General features: G+C 39.7%; 16 protein-coding genes and 1 riboswitch. Of the genes, 5 read left to right on the top strand and 11 right to left on the bottom strand.

Translation table 11 applies throughout. From position 1 onward, the window contains the following. Positions 1-31: 31 nt before the first annotated feature. Complete coding sequence (gene tagU, locus AAHB12_RS07710; protein WP_342044861.1) at positions 32-952, bottom strand: polyisoprenyl-teichoic acid--peptidoglycan teichoic acid transferase TagU; 921 nt, start codon at positions 950-952, stop codon at positions 32-34. A gap of 172 nt (positions 953-1,124) precedes the next feature. Between tagU (AAHB12_RS07710) and AAHB12_RS07705 the strand changes: the two genes are divergently transcribed. After that, positions 1,125-1,580 carry a competence protein ComK gene (locus AAHB12_RS07705; protein WP_342044860.1) on the top strand — a complete coding sequence of 152 codons (456 nt, stop codon included), beginning with the start codon at positions 1,125-1,127 and terminating at the stop codon, positions 1,578-1,580. A 32-nt stretch (positions 1,581-1,612) separates the two neighbouring features. Here AAHB12_RS07705 and AAHB12_RS07700 read toward each other — a convergent pair whose 3' ends face one another. From AAHB12_RS07700 to AAHB12_RS07675, 6 genes are all read right to left on the bottom strand, one after another. Next, a complete protein-coding gene (locus AAHB12_RS07700) occupies positions 1,613-2,107 on the bottom strand; it encodes a sigma-70 family RNA polymerase sigma factor (protein WP_342044859.1) in 495 nt (164 codons plus the stop codon). Positions 2,108-2,365: 258 nt separating this feature from the next. Then, the gene (locus AAHB12_RS07695) at positions 2,366-4,540 is read right to left on the bottom strand and encodes a S8 family serine peptidase (protein ID WP_342044858.1); all 2,175 of its coding nucleotides are present in this window, start codon (positions 4,538-4,540) and stop codon (positions 2,366-2,368) included. 565 nt (positions 4,541-5,105) lie between these two features. Next, a complete protein-coding gene (locus AAHB12_RS07690; protein ID WP_342044857.1) occupies positions 5,106-5,801 on the bottom strand; it encodes a Yip1 family protein in 696 nt (231 codons plus the stop codon). 153 nt (positions 5,802-5,954) lie between these two features. Further along, positions 5,955-7,154: an ABC transporter permease gene (locus tag AAHB12_RS07685; protein WP_342044856.1), complete on the bottom strand. Its 1,200-nt coding sequence runs from the start codon at positions 7,152-7,154 to the stop codon at positions 5,955-5,957. Then, the gene (locus AAHB12_RS07680; protein WP_129727586.1) at positions 7,138-7,830 is read right to left on the bottom strand and encodes an ABC transporter ATP-binding protein; all 693 of its coding nucleotides are present in this window, start codon (positions 7,828-7,830) and stop codon (positions 7,138-7,140) included. Before AAHB12_RS07680 ends, AAHB12_RS07685 begins: the two co-directional genes overlap by 17 nt. Next, the gene (locus AAHB12_RS07675; RefSeq protein WP_342044855.1) at positions 7,827-9,005 is read right to left on the bottom strand and encodes an efflux RND transporter periplasmic adaptor subunit; all 1,179 of its coding nucleotides are present in this window, start codon (positions 9,003-9,005) and stop codon (positions 7,827-7,829) included. The genes AAHB12_RS07680 and AAHB12_RS07675 overlap by 4 nt, the downstream gene beginning before the upstream one ends. A 444-nt stretch (positions 9,006-9,449) precedes the next feature. Here AAHB12_RS07675 and AAHB12_RS07670 point away from each other — a divergent pair, with 444 nt between their 5' ends. Then, positions 9,450-9,611 (top strand): hypothetical protein, encoded by a 162-nt coding sequence (locus AAHB12_RS07670; RefSeq protein WP_342044854.1) that lies wholly within the window; start codon positions 9,450-9,452, stop codon positions 9,609-9,611. Positions 9,612-10,176: 565 nt separating this feature from the next. On the opposite strand, the gene AAHB12_RS07665 is transcribed toward AAHB12_RS07670, so the two are convergent. The 3 genes from AAHB12_RS07665 to tagU (AAHB12_RS07655) form a co-directional block, all read right to left on the bottom strand. Continuing rightward, positions 10,177-13,527, bottom strand: a complete 3,351-nt coding sequence (locus tag AAHB12_RS07665) for a glycosyltransferase (protein ID WP_342044853.1) — start codon at positions 13,525-13,527, stop codon at positions 10,177-10,179. A gap of 178 nt (positions 13,528-13,705) precedes the next feature. Then, a riboswitch (cyclic di-GMP riboswitch) is annotated at positions 13,706-13,795 on the bottom strand. A gap of 369 nt (positions 13,796-14,164) precedes the next feature. Further along, positions 14,165-15,073 carry a polyisoprenyl-teichoic acid--peptidoglycan teichoic acid transferase TagU gene (tagU, locus tag AAHB12_RS07660; RefSeq protein WP_342044852.1) on the bottom strand — a complete coding sequence of 303 codons (909 nt, stop codon included), beginning with the start codon at positions 15,071-15,073 and terminating at the stop codon, positions 14,165-14,167. Between the two features lie 634 nt (positions 15,074-15,707). Further along, positions 15,708-16,619: a polyisoprenyl-teichoic acid--peptidoglycan teichoic acid transferase TagU gene (tagU, locus tag AAHB12_RS07655; RefSeq protein ID WP_342044851.1), complete on the bottom strand. Its 912-nt coding sequence runs from the start codon at positions 16,617-16,619 to the stop codon at positions 15,708-15,710. Between the two features lie 777 nt (positions 16,620-17,396). On the opposite strand from tagU (AAHB12_RS07655), the gene AAHB12_RS07650 reads away from it, so the two are divergent. Next, entirely contained in the window at positions 17,397-18,665 is a 1,269-nt protein-coding gene (locus AAHB12_RS07650; RefSeq protein ID WP_342044895.1) for a lysozyme inhibitor LprI family protein, read from the top strand. Between the two features lie 96 nt (positions 18,666-18,761). On the opposite strand, the gene AAHB12_RS07645 is transcribed toward AAHB12_RS07650, so the two are convergent. Then, on the bottom strand, positions 18,762-21,122 hold the full coding sequence (locus AAHB12_RS07645) for an OmpL47-type beta-barrel domain-containing protein (RefSeq protein WP_342044850.1): 2,361 nt from the start codon (positions 21,120-21,122) through the stop codon (positions 18,762-18,764). 488 nt (positions 21,123-21,610) lie between these two features. Between AAHB12_RS07645 and AAHB12_RS07640 the strand changes: the two genes are divergently transcribed. Both AAHB12_RS07640 and AAHB12_RS07635 read left to right on the top strand, forming a co-directional pair. Then, on the top strand, positions 21,611-21,748 hold the full coding sequence (locus AAHB12_RS07640) for a hypothetical protein (RefSeq protein WP_342044849.1): 138 nt from the start codon (positions 21,611-21,613) through the stop codon (positions 21,746-21,748). Positions 21,749-22,295: 547 nt separating this feature from the next. After that, positions 22,296-23,273, top strand: coding sequence for an LCP family protein (locus AAHB12_RS07635; RefSeq protein ID WP_342044848.1), 978 nt, complete (start codon positions 22,296-22,298; stop codon positions 23,271-23,273). Positions 23,274-23,638 lie beyond the last annotated feature (365 nt).

The following is a 23,638-nucleotide window of genomic DNA, read 5'->3' as shown; positions in this document are numbered from 1 at the left end:
ACAAAAACAGACTGGAATTCTCCAATCTGCATTAAGATTCTGTAGCTAGTCCTAAATGCTTGCGCAGTTGATTTGATAACTGCTGCCGCACTGCCTCTGGTACAACGTAATACCAAATACCCCCAATTCGTTTTCCTTCCCCAATAATTTCAATTTGTTCTACGCTCTGCGCAGCTTGCTGATAATCCTTCTGCATCTCATAGATTTCTGCAGCTGTTAGATTCGTCCTTACATGCTGCCGAATAACTTGGAGGATCTCCTCGTAACGCGTAAGGGAAGAAAAAGAAGCGCCCTTTTTCATCACTGCCTCAATGACCTGCCGCTGCCGCTCCTGCCTGCCAAAATCACCCTTTGGATCCTCCTTACGCATGCGCGCGTACGCAAGTGCCTGCGCTCCATTGAGCGGAATGCTTCCCGCTGCAAATGAATGGCCCTCATAGCTAAAAGGAAATGTATTATGAACGGTTACACCGCCGACCGCATCAACAATCTCCTGAAAACCCTGCATATTCACCTCAATATAATAGTCAATTGGAATACTAAGAAATCGCTCCAGCGTATTCAGCGTCATTGGAACGCCGCCAAAGGCATATGCATGATTAACCTTATCCTGCCTGCCTTTTCCTTCTATTGTGACATATGTATCGCGCGGAATGCTAACAAGCTTTGTTGTGTTCTCATTCGGATTAACAGTAACAAGCATAAGAGAATCGGAACGTCCCCTGTCTCCCTGCCGTTCATCCACACCAAGCAGCACTATCGAAACGGGGTCAAGCTGCTTTAACTCAAGAGGCTCTGGTCTTACTTCAATCGCCTCTCTACGCACAGGCTGATGCACCGATTCAAGTGTTTGATTCACATTGGAGTAGACCTGATAAGCATAAACACCAGCTCCCCCTACAAGCACCGCAAGACAAACGACCAGCCAAATAAAAATTCGTTTTCGTTTCATGCTCGTTCTCTCTTTCCCGTAAAGATACGGTTATCGTACCCGAAAACGCTACATTCAAACATCTTTTTACAAGTTTTGTCCTAAAATTTTAAATTTCGTACCTCAAAGGAACTAATTTCCAGTTATAATATAAAAGTGAAATAAAACTCCAAAAATAAAAGGAGGATATCCAATGAAATCAACAGATTATCAGATTTGTGAATACACCATTGCGTTTCTTCCCTATGCCCATCCGCTATATCAAACGAAAATTCTTGATACAAGAGGTGTCTTTTATTCCGAAAAAACATGTAAGCAGCTGCTCGACGACGCTTGTATACGTACTGGCGCAAGCTACCAAGGCAAACGAGAGGCCATTAAGCGTCTTCTCCATATCCAGAGAAACCTGCCGATTCCGCTGTGCTGGAAACGAAACATTTGCCCTATTCCCTCTACATCACCAAACAAATGGGATTGCATTTGGTACTGCTATGCCCATGTACGTGAGGTCCAGGCGCAAGGAAAGAAAACCTTGCTGTTATTTACAAATGGCGAGGAGCTTCTGCTTGACTGCAGTACATACTATACCAAGCAACAGCTGCAAAGAGCCGCCCGCATTCTTACGCACTTCCAGCTTTGCTCTACGTAATGAAGGCTGCCAAACGGCAGCCTTTCCCTCTCTCACATCAGTTTTTGCTCATCGATATACTCTTTTATTTTCTGAATAGCCCTCCGGTAAAATGAACGTACTTGATCGTATGTCATCCCATGCTCCTGCGCAATCACAGTCAGCTTCTTACCATGATAAAACCGCTCCTCAATAACTAAGCGCTGCCTCCCATTTAACGGTGCCAAATACTGAAAAAAATCAGCATCACTCGCCGCTTCATCAGCTGAAATGGTTTCTGCAAGCTCCGGACCCAGCATAACCTGCCTTTCTTCTATCCTTCGCTCCCCATTCAGCTTCCCAAGCAAATAACCTCGCACTGTATAGAACGCATACGTCGAAAAGGCCCCTTTTCGCTCATCAAACTGTTCATATGCCTTCCAAAGTGCAATTAAACCACACTGATAAAATTCATCATGATTCCGATAAATACATAGCCTCTTTAATTGTTTGCGAATCATTCGTTCATATAACTGGGCAGCTTCCTCAAATGTAGACGGCTTCATCATAACATCCTTCTAAAAGACGCGTCCTTCTTGTTATTCCGCGGTACCTTTACGATAAAAGAAATGCTAAGAATGCTCATCTGCCCAAACATGACTCTGTGTGTTCTTAACTTGAAGTTCGGCTAGGCGTAACTTAAAGTTGCTAATTAGAAAACAGCTACCATGTATAAAATTAGGAATGTTTCAAAAGGGGTTGGGAGATTTTTTTACAGCAAAAGGGACGAGCATTTTGCCCGTCCCTCATGTAATCATTCGAAATGATTAATATACAACTATCGTATCCAAATTAATATTAGTAGATGTCTTACGAGCACCTGCTGCAGCTTTTCCAGTCCACTCAATTATTACTACATGTCTTCCTGCTGTCAATCCCGTCTTTTTAAAGTATTCAGTCTTATACACAGCAGATGCAGAATATAAGCTTACTTCCGAACTAACACCGTCTATCGTGATTTTTGCGATTCCCTGGCTATTAGCCTTAACCCCTTTTAATGAGATCCCTGTTCCATTAAAGACGAACTGCGCTTGAGCTCCACCTGCATTTGTTCTTGCATCGGATCCGCCTGATGCATTTGTAGTGGAGTAAGTGCTCCATGTTCCTATATATCCGATTTCCTTAGCAGTGTTCTCGTATGTTCCTGCTGTTGCTCCTTGCTTCACTGTTGCTGTATAACTTCCAGATCCTTTGTAAGCATATACGTCAACATAATACGTTCCTGCCTCAGGTGCAATATACGTGAAGGTTTCACTGGAAGTCCCAGCCTTTTCAGAGTAAATTGCAATTCCATCACTGCTTTTTACCGTTGTCGCGCTAGGCTTATAAAGATAGAGATCAAAATCTGTTCCAGTAGCACCTGTTAATGTTACTGTTACCTTTTCACCCTTTTTCAGATCCAAGGAATAGACATCATCCAAATCCGTTGTAGCACTTACAGTACCGCTTACAGTTGTACCAGGGAATGGTTTACCTGGAATATCATTATCAGCCTGCGTATTAACAGCCGCCTGCGCATTTAATAGACCACCTGTCCCAACTATTCCCGTTAAGGAGGAAAGTTTTGTAACCGTATTCATGATGGAACTTTTCATCTCCGCTGGGCTAACAGCGCTATTTGCGCTCTGCAGCAATGCCGCAACCCCCGTCGCATGAGGAGTGGCCATTGATGTTCCATTCAGGTACTCATAAGCATAAGAATAATCCGAGGACCATCCTTTCGGAACAGAGCTCTTTATGCTTACTCCAGGAGCTGCAATATCTACGTTTTTCGTACCATAGTTAGAGAAATCAGCCACATTTCCCGTATTATCAATCGCAGCTACTGACAGAATATTAGATAGGTCATAACCAGCAGGATAGCTTACCTGAGTATCTATATTTACCCCGTCATTTCCAGCTGCCGCTACAAATAGAGAGTTTGAGCCCTTAATCGCATCATATAAGGCTTGGCTAAAGTCTCCGCCTCCCCATGAGTTGTTAGTAATCTTTACACCTTTAGCCTTGGCGTAATTAATTGCTTGAATAGCGTCGGCACTGTCCCCGCCATCTGGTCCAAGGAACTTAAGCGGCATAATCTTTACGTTTGGAGCAACACCAATTACCCCTATGCTATTAGCAGAGCCTGCAATTGTGCCTGATACGTGCGTCCCATGCTCATCCCCATCATCGGCATCAAAAACTGTATTATCGCCATGGAAGAAATCCCAACCATTCACGTCATCGATATAACCATTTTGATCATTATCAATGCCGTCACCTGCAATCTCTCCCGGGTTTTTCCAGATTTGATTCTTTATATCTGGGTGGTTAATATCCGTACCTGTATCAATAACGGCTACTACAACATTTGGGTTTCCTTGTGTTCTTAGCCATGCTCCCTCTGCTTTAATATCAATTCCTGGTGTTCCTGTAACCCATTCAATATCTTGTCCGGTATTTCTCAATCCCCACAGTTCTCCGTATAAAGGATCTGTGACATCCTTTGGTGTTGCTTCCGCTTCTACATCTGAAGGATATAGAATATAATTGGGTTCTGCATATTCTACTAGAGGTGAAGCCTTTAAGGCATTAATTGCATCCTCTATTTTAACCCCGGATTTAAACTCCACAAGCTTAGTTCCCTTATCTCCCAAATCCTTCTTCGTCTTTAAACCTAATGCACCCTGAACTGCCCCTAAGCTTTGCACATCATAGGTATTCTTGAATTTCACGATAAGCTCATTTTCTTTAAACTTTTTACCTTTTTTGACTGCAAAACTTTGTACATCCCTGGCCTTTTTGGCGCTTTTAGCCGGAACCTGAACAATTGGAGTTACCTTTTGAGATCCCTTTTTCAGATTTCCAGTTGGCTGATCTGCGGATTGAGAAGCTTCTGCAAGAGCAGGAATAGCCCCAAATACCAAACTCGCACTTAAAACAAAACTAGTAATCTTTTTCATAGTGCCCCCCTGAATTCCTTATTAAGAACGATACTAATATTAGAAGTAAACCACATGAAGGATATAAATTAATCATATGGACTTCGTTATGTAGCTGCCCTCCTTCCTTGATAAGGGTAAACCATATTAATTAAGATAGTTTTCTATTATCCCAAAATTTAGAAAATAAAAAACTATAAATCTATATATTTGCTATAGAAACAGGAACACCTTCCTTATATTTGAATATTTAATACATTATTTCTTATCCAAATCTGAAGGAAGCTGTTGACGCTAAAATTCATCATCCCCAACCAATATGACTCTAATCATGTATCCCATTTGCTATCCCCTGTTAGAATCAACTGAAATCAGTGTACATCAATAGTTCAAGCTACGGGAGGATGAAATTCCGTCACCCCCCTAGTAGAGATGTTCAAGGAATCCGTCCCCAGTATAGAACATGCTAGTTGCTTTTTAATCTATACCCATATCCAGAGGCAGCTTTCAAGATATGTATCTTCAATAAAAAACGTCACCATTGATTGTAGAATTACAACATCAATGGTGACGTTTCTCTTACGTATTAAGGTGCAACGCTGGCATTGCCAAACATGCCGCCAAGCATACTGAGACCAAGACTAATCGCAAAGAATATCACAACAAGTGTAATTGCCTGACCTTTGCGAAGACCTGCCGTCTTTTGCAATGCAATGGCTGTTACAACAAGACTCCAAATACTAAATACCTCAAATGCCGCCCCAATTCTATGCAGCATCGTGCCTGTCTCAAACAGTGGAGCAAGACTTGTATACTGTACATCTAAGCCGCCAAATATGGCCATCAACAGCACATTCAAGACTCCACCAAGCACACCGATTACACTCGTATAAATCGAAATCGATAACAGCTTCTTGTAGGATGTATCATTCCCCATGATCATCATACAAATCTTGTAAAACAGTGCTGTAATTAAAAATAATAACGGAATACCAATTAGGGCACCAGCGCCGCCTATAATCGCAACGAATGTCGCAGAGGCAAAAAATTGCGCCTCCTCTGGAATATCTGCCGGCATCTGTCCTGCAACCTCTGGACTTGATGCAACAAAATAACCGCTCAGTGCACCAATGACCGCATATAAAACTGCCATCAGCAGCATAGGCAGACCTATTGGCGCTTTTTGCTTCATCCTTTCAAATTGAAGAGATGGGGATGTAATAACGGCCCATAATGACGGTTTTTCCAACTCTACATTTGTTGCTGTTACATTTGGTTCCAATAGAAATCTCCTCCTTTTTCATTAAAAATTCTATGATACAACCTGTAGGTCTTATGACCACAGGTTGTAAAACAGACCGCATCCGCTGAATATCCCCTGCCATAGAAGGCAAGGAGCGCCTTCCGCGGGAACAAATCGGGTCGATTGCACTTTTTATTCATACCGAAGCGCATCGATCGGATCGAGCTTCGCCGCCTTGTTGGCCGGGATAAGCCCAAAGATGATGCCAAGTATCATTGAGAATAGAACACCGCCGACAACGACCTGCCATGAGACAAGAGGCGGCCATTTTGCAAAGATGGAAACAATATACGCTCCACCAACACCAAGCCCAATCCCAATAATGCCGCCAAGTGCAGTAAGCATCATTGCCTCAATAAGAAATTGCAGCAAAATCTTTCCACGTGTTGCACCAAGTGCCTTACGAATACCAATTTCTCTTGTCCGTTCTGTCACAGATACAAGCATAATATTCATAACACCAATCCCTCCGACAAGAAGAGAAATGCCGGCAATCCCGCCGATAATGCTTGTCATAATGCCAGTAAGTTGCGAAATTTGCTTCTGCAGCTCCTCCAAATTAAATACCTCATATTTCCCTTTTAAATCATCAGGCTTACTTGCATTCAGCATATCAGCTGCCTTCTGGCCGGCGATTTGCATGCTATCCGCATCCACTGCCTGAATCGTAACAGATTGAATATCATCTGTTCCAAATAAAACTGGCCAAAGGGATAATGGCATCAGCATTTCCGGAAGTCCAAAACCTAAAAACTCATCACCTGACTTAAATACACCGATAACCCGAAATGGCTGCCCCATGACCTCAATAATTTGTCCAACCGGATTTTCCCCTTGAAATACTTCCTTCACTGTTCGTTCATTCACCATAACAACATTATCTGACTGTGAGAAATCCCCTTCATCGAGCTTTCGCCCTTTCGTCACTTCCACTTTGTTCACCGCGAAATAATCCTCTGTAATACCGTTGATGTTTACGTTGCTCGTTTCTTCCCCCACTGTGATGTCATTCATGGAGCTATTCATTGTAATCACATGTGAGATCTCTGGAATCTTCCGAAGCTGGAACAAGTTATCCTGCGTAAATGTCGGCGTCTGCTCAAAAGGATTGGCAAACAAATCCTCTTCATCCGGTGTAAAGGTAAGCTGAATGGTGTTATTTCCATCGCCGGCAATTTGCGACTTGAGCGCCGCTTCGCCGCCTTGCCCAATTGCTACAATCGTAATAATGGAACCGACACCAATAATAATGCCAAGCATTGTCAAAACAGAACGCAGCTTATGCGCCATAATGGAGGAAAGCGCAATTTTAATGCTATCCATGAAGCTCATGTACTTCCCTCCGATCCTCCGTAATACGGCCGTCACGCAAAATAATGCGGCGCTTCGTATAAGCAGCTACTTCTTCCTCGTGCGTAACCATAATTACGGTTGTTCCCTCTTGGTTAAGCTGCGTAAAAATATCCATTACCTGCTCGCCTGATTTTGAATCGAGTGCACCTGTCGGCTCATCGGCAAGAATGAAGGACGGCTGATTAGCAATTGCGCGCGCAATCGCTACACGCTGCTTCTGACCACCTGACAATTGATTTGGCAAATGATCAACCCGATCTGCTAAACCAACCTTTCCCAATGCCTCAAGCGCTCGCTGGCGTCGTTCCTTTTTGCTCATTCCGCCATATACGAGTGGCAGCTCCACATTTTCTACTGCGGAAAGCCGCGGCAGCAAGTGAAAATGCTGAAACACAAAGCCAATATTTTTATTACGCAGTAGTGCAAGCTGCTTCTGATCAGCCTGTAAAATGTTTACATCATTTAATATGTACTCTCCCTCTGTCGGACGGTCCAAGCAACCGATAATATTCATTAAGGTTGATTTTCCTGAACCCGATGGCCCCATAATGGAAACGAACTCACCGCCTTCGATTTCCACATCAATGTCATGCAGCACGGGTACATTTAATGCGCCTTGCTGATAGGTCTTATAGACGTGCTTCAAACGAATCATTTTGGAGTCACTTCCATTCCATCCTTCACATTTTGAGATTCAGAAGGATTTTTAAGCACTTTCTGTCCCGCTTCTGCACCCTCGGTAATTTCAATCCATTCACCATCACTCATACCAGTCTTAACTGATTGCTTTTGCAGCTTGCCATCCTTTACAACGTAGAGAAACTTCTCGTCTCCTTCCTCTACAATGCTGCTGCGAGGCGCTGCGATCATCTTATTAGCAGACAATTTAATTTCAAGCGATACATGGTAGCCAGGTGAGAGACCATCCTGTGTATCAAGCACAGCTTTAAATGGATAATAAGAAATGGTTTGTGTTCCCTGTCCGCCTGCTGCCTCAGCTGTTGCATCCGTTGTTGGGTAATCACTTACCTCAATAATTTTCCCGGTCCATGTTTTATTCGCCACCGCTTTAGATGTAACAGTAATTGCTTGCTCCGGCTGCACCTGTGCCTTCTGCAGCTCTGATAATGTTCCTTCCACACGGTATGGGTCCTTTGATGCAAGCTGTATAAATACCTTTGCCTGCCCAACTGCTGCTGAAGAAGTTTGCGCCGCATCTTTATCAAGCGTTTGTACGCGCCCGTTAATTGTGCTGTGTACAATAAGCTCCTCCTGTTTTTTCTCTAGCTGCTGCTTCTCTAATTGATTTTGTTCCTTTTCGATCTCTGTTGTTTTTTCCTGCAGTTCCAGATCCTTTAGCTGAGAATTTAATGCCGCAGCATCCGCACCCTCATCCTCCGCCTTTTGAATCTCCTCATTTAGCGATTTAATATTTCCCTTTACTTGATCATATTGCAGGGATGTTCTTTTTTCCTGCAGCTCTGCCTGTTTAATTTGCAAATCCAGCTCAGGATTTTCATAGGAAAATAGCTTTTGACCTTCAGCTACCTCATCGCCTTCATTTACAAAAATATCCTTTACACTTCCCTTGGCTGCATCAACGTAAAATGTCTCCGTACCGCCCGGTGTCACACGCCCTGCCACAAGCTTTGTACTGCTCAATGTTCGTTCCTTTATATTTACAAATTGTAAATCTGCAGCTTTACCCGTCTTCTTACTCTGCATAACTGCTATATTAATAGCAGCCATAACCACAATAACCGTAATGATTCCGATTACAATCCACGTTTTCTTCCGCTTCTTCGGAGCCAATGCCGCGTTAGTTTGCATGCTTTTCTCTCCTTCTTTCTCACATTTCTATTATATAATTATATCTTTAATTCCATATATATACAACGGAATTCCTTATATTTTTACAAATTATTCATTAATAGGAAATAGATTGAATTTTATACACAAAATTATGTATGAAGAAAATCTGGGATGGATACAATACTAGTACCCCCTTTTCTTAATCAGTACAAAATAGCCGTCCTTACGAGAGGACGGCACTTTTTTTGCAATTTAACCATCTAGAAGTGAATTCTGATGCAATGGGAAATTTTCGTAATAAAATATAAGTCTCTGTCTTCGTCTAATGGCGCGTCAATGGATGAGTTCTCTTTCAATAACTGAAAATCATGTTTTATAAAAAAGCCCTCTCGTTTGATTGTCAGAATAGCTTGACGTATAATTCTGTCTAGAAAAAAGAAATGGTAGGGAGAAACATGAGCTATGATTATCAAATATTATTTTTTAAATGAAGTAGAACGGGAAACATATGAAAGGAAGGTATTAGAACTAGATGCTGCATTACATGAAACAGCAATCCTAGAGCTTGATGATCGAGAATTGCTGGAACTGTATGAGTCAAAGCAATATGCTTATTCCATGTGAGAAAATAAGAACATACTGCATGAGCGGGCTTCCTTTGCACTTGTGTTTGACTAAATATGCCTCCAATTCAATATCAAGCAATAGCCCTCTCTTGTTTGACAACATCCTTACAACAACTGTCAAACGTACACCTTTCACGTCTAAACTGCTCACAATATCATATTTAATCAAACGTTTGATTAAGAAAACTCGCCGGTTGGTGAGCCCTGCCCTTGGGCGAAGATAGAGGCGTAGTTGCACTTATACTGTGCTCCTAAAATTTCGGACTATGTCAAATTCGCTTTCAGCTGGAAATTTATACTTTCTCACAGTGTTAAAAAAACAAGCAGACATTGGTCTGCTTCAGATTGTTGAAAAACAAACTCGTCAACTATAAAGCTTACTAAATAAAAGCATTCCTGTGTGCCAAATGAAAAAAACCTTGCCATTACCAATACATTCGGTAATAGCAAGATTTTTCAAACGAAAGAAGGCGTTCAAGTGTATACAAACATCATGTGCGCTTTAGCTCAGTAGAACTCCCTCTCACAGGGAAGGACTTTTGAAGAAATTATTAAAAGGGAAATCATCCTGTTCTCTTGACCGATTCACTCACTTCCAGGTTTCCAGATCGTTGCAATTTATTCCAACCAACCCGTGTCCCTTTTATGGCAGCATGAATAGATTTCCAAACAACTAAAGGCATAATGTAACGATAAAACATCCGTTGCAGGAAAAGAGAAATAAGCGGTTTAAGGCTCAACTTCTCTAGCCTAAAGGTAAATAAACAAATAACAAGATCGATGATAAAGAAACCTAAATAAAATAATGCTGCCTTCTTTATATCTCCCGAAAGGGCCCCGAAGATGGCCAAAGCATCTAAAACAGGAGCCACCAAGGGCAATGCATATTGGAACAGCAGCATATTAGGGATTGCAATGCAACCCAATGATTTTTGCTCCCTAGAAAACATCACACGCTTATGCTTCCATAGACATTGCAAAGTGCCGTAAGTCCATCTATACCGCTGCTTGAAAAATCCTCGTATACCTTCCGGCGCCTCTGTATAAGCATACGCATTCTCTTCAATAGCAACTGTATAGCCTTGACATAAAATTCTTAAGGTCATATCCGTGTCTTCTGCCAGCGTATCGTCCGTAAATCCCCCACATTCCAAGATCACTTGTTTACGCCAAGCGCCAATTGCCCCAGGAACAACTGTAACACAATTTAGAAAACTAAACGCGCGTTTTTCTAGATTAAATCCTGTCACATATTCGATATGCTGAGAAATCGTTAATAGATTACGCATGTTCCCAACCTTCATATTGCCAGATACGGCCGCAACCTTTTTATCGATAAAGTGGCGGACAAGTAACGACATAGCTTTATGCGAAATAATTGTATCAGCATCAATAGCAATAATGATGTCACCTTTTGCCTTCTGAATTCCCCTATTTAGCGCTGAAGATTTCCCGCCGTTTTTCTTACGAATTAAATGTACCCTTTCATTACTAGAGAAATTCTCAGATACGATCGCAGGAGTCCGGTCTTGAGAACCATCATCTACAACAATAATTTCATAATGCTGATAATCACTTTTTAGAATCGACTGCACAGTCCTGCTGATAACCTTCTCTTCATTGTAAGCAGCAATAATGACGCTCACAAAGGGCTGAAATGAATCATTACCTGCCTTAGACAGCTGAGCCTGCCTTTTATGCCGTAAGGCAAAGTAAACTAGTATAAAAACACGAAGGACAGAGAGAGCTAACACAGTATAAAGTAATAAGGAAATAACTCCATTTAAACTAGTTGCATTTCCTATAATAATTTTAAAGCTCTCTACTAACGGTCTTTCTACTTCCTTGACGGAAGGCATAATCGAACTTCTCTTCGTATTCATTAGCTCACTAGCTGTTACAAATGTATAGCCTTTACTTTGTAAGGTCTCAATAATCTCAGGAAGTGCCCCAACAGTACTGCTTCTGTCCCCTCCGCCATCATGAAGTAAAATCACATTGCCATTAGGCAGCTGCTGTAGAACGTTATCAACAATTTCCTTACTGTTTGTTGCTTCCCAGTCTCTGGAATCGATATCATAATTAACTGTAAGATAGCCCATTTCAGTCGTATAGAGCATCCTTTTAAAATCTGGATTTACCGTAGGTGTATCCACATATCCGTACGGAGGGCGATACAGTAAAGAAGAATGCCCAGTAATACCTTGAATTACACGCTGACTCGCATTCAATTCCAGCTTTAATTGGTTGTATGATATGCTATTTGTATGTCGATGGGAAAACGTATGGTTACCAATTTCGTGTCCCTCCATATATATCCGTTGCACAATGCCTTTATTGAGCATAGCATTTTTACCAATAACAAAGAATGTTGCCTTTATGTGATGCTGTTTTAAAATGTTTAATATACGTGTCGTATACTCGGGATCAGGTCCATCATCAAAGGTTAGCACCACTTCCTTCGTTTTCGCATTACCTAAACGCTCCATCTCAGATGATTTAGGCATAGATTGATAAACTTCGCCCGAAATTTGACCGGAATCATTTAAAATAACCTCTCGCTTTCCCTGTTTCTGAGATGATGTAGATTGGAAAATACTACCCCCTCCAGAGCTGTAGATGTTGTCACTACTCTTTATATGACGCAGTGTATCAATCCCTCGATTCTCTAGAACATCCCAAACCGCTGGATCTTCCGTACCCAATCTCCATAACGCAACCCCTTTGACTCCAGCTGCTGAAGCCGTTTTTAATTGGTTATAGAATGTGGCACCATCTAAAAACCATAATTCGTGCAGCTTGTCTTTATCCGTATATCTCACGTAGGGACTTTTACTCATGTCATCCCATTGGACCCGCAAGTTTGCCTTATCTGCCATTCTCATAACATTTTCAAAGGATACTACCTTCCCAGGCTCACTGCTTTCCCATTCCCAGTCATAACCATAATTGCCCAAACTAACGACAAGCTTATCCTTGGGTATACGCGCAAGATTTTCTTGATACCACGTGGATGAGGCTATAGGACCTGGAGTTTGAAAGTTTTCATCATACAACATTACAACCATTTTATCTGAATATAGCTTTAATGCGTTATAATCAAATGCGTTGTCATTTGGAGGCATATCCATTGTCACTAGAAGCCCATCAGAATGAAACACGCCGTATAGCTCCTGCATAAAGCTTGTAAGCAATTCCTTATCTTCTGCCTTTATATTTTCAAAATCTATATTTATGCCATCATAGCCATACTTTTTAATTTGTCCATGTAAATCCTGTATGAGCTTTGACCTTGCTGGAGGAGAAATCAATAGGTTATGAACTACTTCTTGATTCCACTCATTATCAATTAAATTGCTAATTAAGGGAACTACCTTAACATCATGCTTTTTCGCTAAATCCCCTATATTCTTCTGAACGTCTTCTCCTAGTTCTAAGTTAGGCTGCACATGGAACCATTGGGGAATGAGAACATCTATCGTATCTATATTACGCTTTAATGATCGTTCACTATTCGGATCCCAATTCACATAGAACGCATACGTATCATCCATATGTATATCTTCTTTTTGTTGGAAGGTACTGTTTTTATCAGTATCAAAAGGTGTCAGAGGACTAGCAGCCTCCTTCCCTGATGGTCTAATATTTGAAAATTCGTTTACTTCTTTTGTATCCCACTTTGGCAGCAAAGGGCTAAGATATATACTTAAGCCAGATATAACTAGTATCATAAGAGCAAGAATGGCCAAACTACAGAGAAAACACCAGATTACAATCTTCCTTTTTCTTGAAGCATCTTCAAATACAAAGTTTCCATTAGCAGTTTCATAGCTTGAAATTGTTTGTTTACGTCGATCGTGACCCAAAAGATTCTTCATTCTTTTGTACATACCATTTGATAATATTTTAATCATGCAGCCACCTAACTTTACAGTATTCTCAGCTAAGTTATCACGTTGGAAATAGAGTTGAATATCAAAGCATTGGCTATTATCACAGTAGCCTCCTCTCATAATTTTGAACTGTCCTAAGCGTGAAAACACAAAAGCCTATCTTTACCTATAAATCAAATATCTCTTTCCTTAGGAGCTATTCGGTAACCCAGCCATCATAGCCCTTGAGCAGAACCGTAGACCTGAAGTTTTGCGTCCTTGCCTTTCAACAAGTTTGCCTTTATCGTAGCCAAATATATCATCAATCCTATCTTGTCTGACCTGCAAACAACCTAGCCATTAATCTACAGATTAGACTAACAAAGTTATTTCGGGGAGTAAATACATCTACTGGTTAAGATTGTATTACTTTTATTACCCTGCATAACATAGATGTTAAATACATTTACAATTGAATGTCAGCAAGCAGTGTATACTGAGGCACTCCAACAACACAAAAAGGGGGCTGCCCCAGAACCCCTGCACTATAAAAATTCGAAGAAAAATAGGAAATAGACCATCATAGAAATATTCATTTTACTCGGTTCCCTTAATAGTCCATTTCCCATTTCAGTTCAAAAAAGATCCGATTATGCTTTTAGCTCAGCCCGTATTCATGCTATTGTGCCGGTAATTCTAACTGCTCACGAAGTTTCTTGGATAGCTCCTGACGTACCTCATCAGAGACAATATAGTACCAAGTATCTCCCATCATTTGGCCTTCACCCTTGACTTCAATTTCCTCAATATTATTACGGGTTTCTCCATAATTTTGCTGAATCTTAAACATCTCATCTTGCGTTAGGTTTGTTCTCACATTTTTTTGAATCACGTCCAGGATTGCTCCATAGTTCGAAAGAGTTTCTATATTTTTGCCATTTTTGATCACAGACTGCATAACTTGGCGCTGTCTCATTTGCCGGCCAAAATCACCACGGGAATCGAGCTTCCTCATTCGGGAGTATGCTAAAGCCTCCTCACCGTTCAAATGGAGAGTGTCTTTCTCAAAGTGTATGCCCTGGTACGTAAAGTCTAGATCATTATTCACATCTACACCGCCTACTGCATTTACAATATCCTTAAATCCTTCCATATTCACTTCGATATAATATTGCACAGGTACATTTAAAAATTTCTCAACAGTCGCAACTGTTGTATCAACGCCCCCAAATGCATAGGAATGATTGATTTTATCCTTGACTCCCTTTCCGACAATCTCGGTGTATGTGTCGCGCGGAATACTTAGAATTTTCATAGATTGCTTAGTCCGGTTTAATGTAACCAGCATTAATGAATCTGAACGGCCCCGTTCCTCTCCGCGAGGATCAGCCCCCATTAACAAAATGGAAATAGGAGCACCCTGCTTCATATCTTCAGACTGTTTCGTGGAAGTATCGCGCTTTAACGGCTGATTCACCTCACTTAATGTTTTAGAAACGTTAGCGTACACTTGGTAGGTGTATATACTAGCTCCAAGTATAGCAAGTCCTATAACTCCTGATATCCAAGCTAATAGCTTCCTTTTCACCTTAGCTACCCCTTTCAAGTTATCTGCCTCATCAAAGTTGCAGAAAACCCATTTTTTGATTGCCAAATATATCTCATCACTTGCTAATATCCCCTATGCAAGAATGTTTCCTGTAAGAAAACGGCAAGTGTATTTTGCACATTGCATAACTATATTGCTAATCAAGGTGAACATTATATAAGTTGCATAATATAATATATTTACACCTTTTTTATCCAGTTAAAATTTCATCTTAAGTTCCTATATTAGACTAAAATAAGATAGTCAATAATTACCTTGTAGATAATACTTTAATGTGCTGAATTTTGGCAAGTTGATTCTTCTATTCTAATAGTAGGGCATCGTAAGCTATCGTTGCTTTTTGGAATTTACCGACCAGGGGATTTTCATCTTTTCGTCAGCAGCAATAGCTCCGGATACTACACCGTTTAAAAAAGCTAAGGACAAGAAAAATAAAGCGGAATCTAACTCAATGTATTCTTTTATATAAACAATAAAATGTGTCCGAAAGATATACTATAATAACAAAATACAAAAAAAGCGTACATGTAATGGCAGTCATAATAAACCATTACATGTACGCTTTAAAGTCTGATCGCTGACATTTATACTAGCTAACCAATGATGAATTATATTACTTCAGCTCTAAATGCTGACGGAGTTTTTGTGAAAGCTGCTGACGTGTTTCCTCCGATACATGGTAATACCAAATACCATCAGCTGCTATGCCACCAGTTCCTTCAATTTGAATTTCCTCTGTTTCATTGCGCGCTACTGCATAATCCTGCTGAATACGGAACATATCGTCCTGCGAAAGGTTTGTTTTCACGTTACGCTGAATCGCTCCTAGAATATCGCCGAAGTTTGCAAGTGAATCAAACTTTGCCCCCTTCTGAATAACAGCCTTAATCACCTGACGCTGTCTCATTTGACGGCCAAAATCACCGCGTGGATCTTCTTTTCTCATACGAGAATACGCAAGTGCTTCTTCTCCATTTAAGTGAATAGGACCCTTTACGAAATGATGTCCGCTATATGTAAAGTCAAGATCATTCACAACATCCACACCGCCAACTGCATCTACAATATCCTTAAATCCTGCCATATTTACTTCAATATAATAATCAATTGGAATATTCAAGAAATTCTCTACTGTCTTCACTGACATATCAATGCCGCCAAATGCATAGGCGTGGTTAATTTTATCCTTCGTGCCTTTACCGACAATCTCTGTATATGTATCACGTGGAATACTTACCATTTTCATCGACTTTGTATTTGGATTCAACGTAAGCACGAGTAGGGTATCAGAACGACCTTGCTCATCCGCACGTTCATCTGCACCTAGCATTAAAATCGAAATTGGTGTTTTACTCTTCAAGTCTACGTTACCTTCGCGCTTTTCTGATTTTTCTCGATTTAAAGGCTGCTGCACAGCTTCTAATGTGTTGGAAACCTTTGAATATAATGTATACGCATAAATTCCGCCGCCAATAACAAGAACACCAACAATCCCTAAGATCCACAACAGGATTTTCTTCTTCATGAAATTTTCTCCCTCTGCTTTCGCCAAAAATTCCCATCTAATATTAGGTATACTGTCAAAACATTTCATCCCATAAAACACATACTTATCATTATATAACAATCGTAAGAACATGGAAATAGAAGGATAGAAAAGGCTAGAGATATGAACTCACGTAATTCCTAAAAAATTTCTATAAATCCGACATTTTTATCGTAAATATTTAAATAATTTACCATAAAAATGGAAAATATTCTTCTAGAATCTTATCGTTTTTTACGAGGATAGCCCCCGCTATAGTAGTTATTAGCGAATTTACACTATTCCATGAATAACATGCGCTTCCGTTTTATATTTATTTATCCCACTGCGTTTGCAGTCTTATTCAAAAATATACAAGCATTCATAATTAGCACAAAAAGGAGAAAAACTAACTATACATTAGGAAAGAAGCTAATCGAAGCCAGCTTTTTCTCGCTACTTACTCAATTTCAATTGAAAGAGAAGACTGGATTCGCTTCCCTTTTATTGTGGAAAAAGGCTCAACCGTCAAAGTTGCAAAATGGTCGAATTGTGTTTCACCAATATGCACCGCATACGGTAAGGATGGCGATAGCTTATATATTCGATTTTCCTGTACTCCTATTTACAACTCTCCAACCCTCATAAGAAATAGCATCCTATTCTTGCTATTTTATTTTTGGAAATAACTCCCCTCTATTCCAAATTCATTCATCATTATAAAATCAATATGTTTACAAATTGATTACAACCAGAACATACAGGAGGAGGGTTTTGATGAAGTACATACTTATGTTACTTGTTTCCCTTGCTTTCTTATTAGGAGCTTGTACAAAGGATGAAGTAACGGGAAAAGAACTAGCAAAGCAGACAGAAACAGACCCTGGGAAAGAAACTACATCTGTTTCACAAGAAGAAATAATGGAAGCGTTAGAAAAAGTAAAAGAATTTGGAGCAATTCAGTCAGAATTCGGGGTTCAAGAAAATCCGTCAGATAGCCTAGATAAGGTTGCTGTTAAAAAACGTTTTCGGACTATTGTGACAGAGGAAATGTATCAAAATTTTATAGAAAAGAATTTTGATCATATTTTCAGTTCTCCTTCTCCGAGCCTATTAATACCAACAATATTGGATACAAAATTGAGACTACAAGTATTAGAGAATACGTCCAATCGATTTAAAGTTCGTACATTACTATCTAGGACGACAGCCCCAGAGAGTGGCGGAGAACAATACATTATAGCTATGGTAAAAGAGAAAGGGATTTGGAAATTCGATTCTATCGAAAAAGATTCTACTGAATTTAATATCTCAGAAGTAGAAGTAAAACATTTCTTTGAAGCCATGGGGGAACCCGTTAAAAAGGTCTATAGAACTACTTACGAAAGTTATCTGTCTATAGCAGAGAATCCACAGGACTACTGGACATATAAAGGTCCTATTTATGTCCTTGAACTTGAAAATTTTGTGGATGACTATCCCCCAGATGATTATTCTAGACAGCATCCAGTCAAAACAAAGTATTACATATTTCAGCTTAATGATGGGTATAGTTTTCCTATGTTGGAAACAGAGTTTCAAAAATGGTTAGCCTCTGTGAATAACCAAAAGACAGAAGAGGAAGAAGCAACAAACATCTCAAAAAATCAAGCTATACAATCAAACAATTCAACAGAGACCACCATAAGTAATAACACCAGTAGCAAAGAGGAGTATCTAGCAAAACTAGATAAAATTAAAACACAAGTAAGAGAATCATCAACTGGTGTAACAACAGATATACTGAACGACAGCCAATATAATTATGAGTTATGGGATAATGCTCTAAACGAAATTTACAGTGTTTTAAAAAATCAGCTATCCGAATCTGAAATGAATGAATTAAGAAATCAACAACGTCAATGGGTTATAACTAGAGATCAGGCTGCTCAAGCAAGTTATGATGAAGAAGGTGGCGGTTCCATGTCCAGAATCGTATATAGCGAGACATTGGTAGAGGTCACTAAAGAACGTTGCTATGAATTAGTCAATTCATATCTAAAATAGTTAATTAAACCTACATCATATCCATTAACTAAAATGATAAGACCGACAAAATCCTGTCGGTCTTTCACTATCTCTATTTTCAAGAGGGAGGTTTTATTAATTCTTGGTTTTTTCAGATTGATCATGCGGAACCGTTACGGTAGCCGTTTGAACTGCCACATTTCCAGCTTTATCAGTAGCGGTATAAGTAATCGTATAGATGCGACCACTCTTGTTTTTGTCCTCATTACCATTGCGTTCTGCACGAAGTTCAAAAGAATCTGTAAAGTTTTTAAGAGGTACATTGTATGCTGCATTTTGAATATCATTAGGTTGTAAAACCTCATTGCTTGTAATAGATGTTAGTACAATTGTTTCCAAACCGGATACTTCTTCACCTGGACGAATCGTAGCATTGATCTTAACCATTTTATGGTTAGGCGACCAAAGTGTATTCTTATCTAAAATTACTTCGAATGTTGGAGCTGTTTGGTCAATATTAACTTCAACGGACTTCTCTTTTTCCACATTGCCTGCTGAATCGATGCTACGATATTTTACAGTGTGCTTGCCGTCTGTAGAAACGGCAATAACTCCGTTATAAACATCCCAGGTTTTCCCACTATCAAGACTATATTCTGTTTTCTCTATACCAGCTAAATTATCCTCAGCTGAAAGAGTTACATGCACATCTTTATTGTACCAATTATTATCATTCGCATTTTCTTCCACGGAAGCTTTTGTTACCGGGGCTGTACTATCGAGCTTTAGTTCTAGTGTTTTAGTCGATTCAACATTCCCTGCATTGTCCGTACTTCTATACTCAATTTTATATTGCCCATCCTTCGATAATTCAAAGGAACCATCGTAGGTGCTCCAAGCTTCTTCTCCATTTATTCGATATTCTGTTTTGGCAACTCCTGAACCGTTTGTATGATCTATAGCGTTTAAGTTAACAGTAAGAGAAGTATTGTACCATCCATTGTTTCCACTAGGTGCTGCAGGGTCGACCGTAATAGTTGTTTCTGGAGGTAAAGCATCCTCAGCACCATACGTTACAGCGGTACGTGGACTTTCGGTTTTCCCGGCGCTTTTTACAGAAACATAAATTGTTCCATCGCTTGAACCCAATTGTTCGATATTAACAGTAGCAGTTGTTTGACCTGATTCTACTGGTTGGGAGTAACCAATGGCCGTTCCATCCGTTTCTGAACGGTAAACATTGACCACGTCCCCTTGAGATAACCCGCTAACGGTCACTTTATCTGTTACTCCTGCAGGATTGTTGAGTATCGTGATATCTGTAGCGAGTGGCGGCGTAGAAGGTTGTTGCTCTAATAACTTCATCACCGTAGCTTTGCCGCCATTTGTTTGGTCAGCATAAGCAACATATACAGCTCCACCATCTAACGCAAGGGAAGTCCCGTTCGCTTGACCAGCAGAAAAACCGGAGGTACCTACTGTTTGCCACTGCCCATTGGTATACTTCTTCACCACAGCTTTAAGGGAGTTTGCTCCATCTGCATAGGTGATATAAGGAACTCCTTCTTTATTCAATGCAATAGAAATACCAGAGGCTGAGTAACTGGAGATTGGTCCCTCCCCTACCAGCTGCCAACTACCATCAACGTATTTCATCACCTTTGCACCAGTGTACTTGCCATTTAGGTATTCATTATAAGCGACATAAGGAGTTCCTTGTTCATCCAACGTGAGGGAGTGCCCATTCGCTTCACCAGCTGAAAAACCAGGGGTTCCTACCGCTTGCCACCTTCCGTTCGTGTACTTCATAACCGTAAGTTTATCTGCGTTTCCTTTATCAGCATAAGCAACATAAGGAATCCCATTTTGATCAAACTTCAGAGACATGTCATTCGCTAAACCAGCTGAAAAACCAGGGGTTCCTACCACTTGCCAGCTTCCATTCACATATTTCATCACAGTGGCTTTATCCCCATATAAACCATCTCGAAGGGCAACATAAGGAGTCCCACTTTGATCCACTGCAATAGCAGTTGAATTTACATAACTAGGGGTGAAACCGGGTGTCCCTACCGCTTGCCAACTTCCATTCTTGTACTTCATAACCGTAGCTTTGTTGTTTCCACCCTCCTTATAAGATACATAAGGGGTATCATCTTTATCTAGTGTAAAAGAAACAGCACTAACTGAACCATTGGCAGGAACAGGTGACCCTACTGTTTTCCATCCCTCAGTGGTGTATTTCTTGACTACAGCTACATATTTTCCATCCACCATATCCTGAAAGCCAACATATAAAGTACCATCTTTGCCTACCAGAAGTTTGACATTGTACACCTGACTAACAGAGAAACCAGTATCTCCTACAGCCTGCCAAGCCAGTGTTTCTGCTGCTGCTTGAGCCGCCGGAATCATCACTATACTCCCAGAAGCTACAGAAAATGTACAGGTAGTTGCAATCATAGCCTTCACTATATTTTTTTTGAATTTATTCAAATCTTCCACCCCTATTCTTTTGTATTTAAACGTTTCTATAAAAATAATTTATGTACTTAACAAAAGACACTAGTTACAAAAACGGTTTCATGAAATTTCACCATCCTCTGCTTCAAATCTATGGCTTCCTACCAAACACTTATACTAACTTGTGATATAAATAGATATCTTGATGCTAAGGAAATCATAACACCATTCCCATAATTTAGGTAGTTGTTTTCATCTACAAATTTCGATAGATTGCTATATTAGAAGTTAATGCGCAGCTTAAAGTCTTGCCAAATTCATATACATAAAACTATCTAAATCCTTTACTGCCTCCATTGCATTAAAAGATTAAAAAAGTGATAAAACCAATAAAAATGTTACAATTCACTCAAAGAATGGTTACATAATAATTGAAGTCATTGACCAAGGGTGTAATATCTATTAACATGATATAAAGATTGTAATCATTCTAAAATATTCCAATTTGGTGGTGATAGAAAATGCCAGCTTTATACTTAAAAAAGATTTGGACTCCGTTGGAATGGTTTGGTATATCTGTTTTTAAGGATCAAGAAGAAGGAAAATATTATTATAAGAAGCAGGGACAAATTTTAAAACGTATCGGAAAAACCGAATAAAATAAAATCTCAGATCGAGGTATTGTAAGAGAGAACTGCATTTTCTCTTGTGTATGAGTTGCGGTCCCTTATACTTTGTGCATAACTGAGCAATACCTCGTTCGCATCAGCAAAAACGGAATGAAATGAGCTTCGTGCCAAATGGCAAGCCTGCCTCACATGTGCTGCTAATTCCCTACCCTTTCTTAACAAGAAAGGACAAGAGATAGAAGAAAGACAAAAACAGCATGAACAGATGCCAATAAGTACACCTGTCCATGCTGTTTTCCGTATAACCGCCCTACAATGCAAAATCCAGTTTACTGCCGCTCAATCCCCCCTTGTATTCTCCCATCCTCCTCGTTTAGAGAATTGACCGCATCAGATTACACAGAATGTCCATCTACTACAAGAACTTCCCCTGAATTGGAATATAATACTTTCCCTTTATTAGTGATATTTGAAAATTTCGATATTGGAAACTAAGTCTATTAATGGTATTATCAAACCATGGTTATTTATAGGAATTATAAATGACTGCCATTAAAAAGCATTGGAGGCCCCGATATTGAAACAAGGAAAGCTAAAAATACTAGGATATAGTCTACTAGCCGTAGTTATCATCGCTGCTGGTGCTATTGCCTACACTTATAAACAGTTGCAACCGCAAAATCATTTTAAAACTGTTCCTGTTGTGAATTCCAGTAACACAAAGGATTCCCAAACAAGTGAGCAGCAATCTAAGATCCAAAATAGCACATTTAATATCCTATTAATTGGTTCAGACCAAAGAAAAGGACAAAAGATCGGACATTCTGATTCTATGATTATTGTCCATGTTGATTTAAATAAAAAAGAGTATCATGCGATGAGCATTCCACGTGATACTCGTGTACACTTAGACGGCTACGGCTACACAAAGCTAACAAGTGTCCAATACATTAAACAAGCAACAGAAGGAACCCAACAAGGGGTTGACGCAGCAATCAAAGCTATTAGTGATTTAACTGGTGTGCCAATTAATTATTATGTAGAAACAAATTATGAAGGTCTGCAAGCACTAACAGATGCAGTTGGCGGTATTCATATGAATGTACCGTTTGATGTAAAGCTCACGCATTCATGGTATCCTGAAAACCGTAATAAGGTAGTTCAAAAAGGAACTCAGTTTTTAGATGGAAAAATGGTTACAGAGGTTGTACACGAACGCTACTCCCTTGAAAATGGAGAATTTGGTCGTCAACAATTACAGAAGGAAGCACTAGTCGGCATTGCAAATGCAGCACTAGATCCTGCAAATATTAAGAATTTGCCTAAGTTAGTTCAAACCATTCCACAATTCTTAGTTGCCTCAAACATGACAACAGCAGACATGCTGAGTCTAGGATTAGCTGTTAAGGATTCAGATCCAGCTAAGCAACTTCAGTATCATCAGTTGAGTGGTGAAGGAAAAACAATGTATGATGACATTTTAAAAAATAATAATTATCAGTTAGTGATTAATGAAGATGAAATGAAGAAGTTAGTTGCGGAATATTTTCAATAATCATTCTAGTTTTAGACAAACATCTGATTAATATACAAACAAAAAAATCCCAGCTCGGGATTTTTTTGTTTGTATTAGTTCTTCTTCTTTTAAGCATTCTATAAATGTCCCAACTACACAAATGAAGAAGTCATTTGAGGTTATTTGTATATAATTAATTCGACATAGATTATGACGTAAACCCTTTTGTTTTAATATTTTAAATAAAAAGGCTAAGAAGTTATATAATGAATGACTTGCCACTAACTTACCAATCGTATGTGAAGTTTTGATGTCCATTTCTATTAAGCCGCTGCCCATCATCTATGTCATTCCTGATTTCCATCATAAAGATTTACGTGATCCACATATTTGATACATATAAA

The organism is Bacillus sp. OTU530, assembly GCF_038440375.1.
The sequence above is the reverse complement of the archived record's forward strand: the minus strand, read 5'-3'. Positions and strand labels throughout refer to the sequence as shown.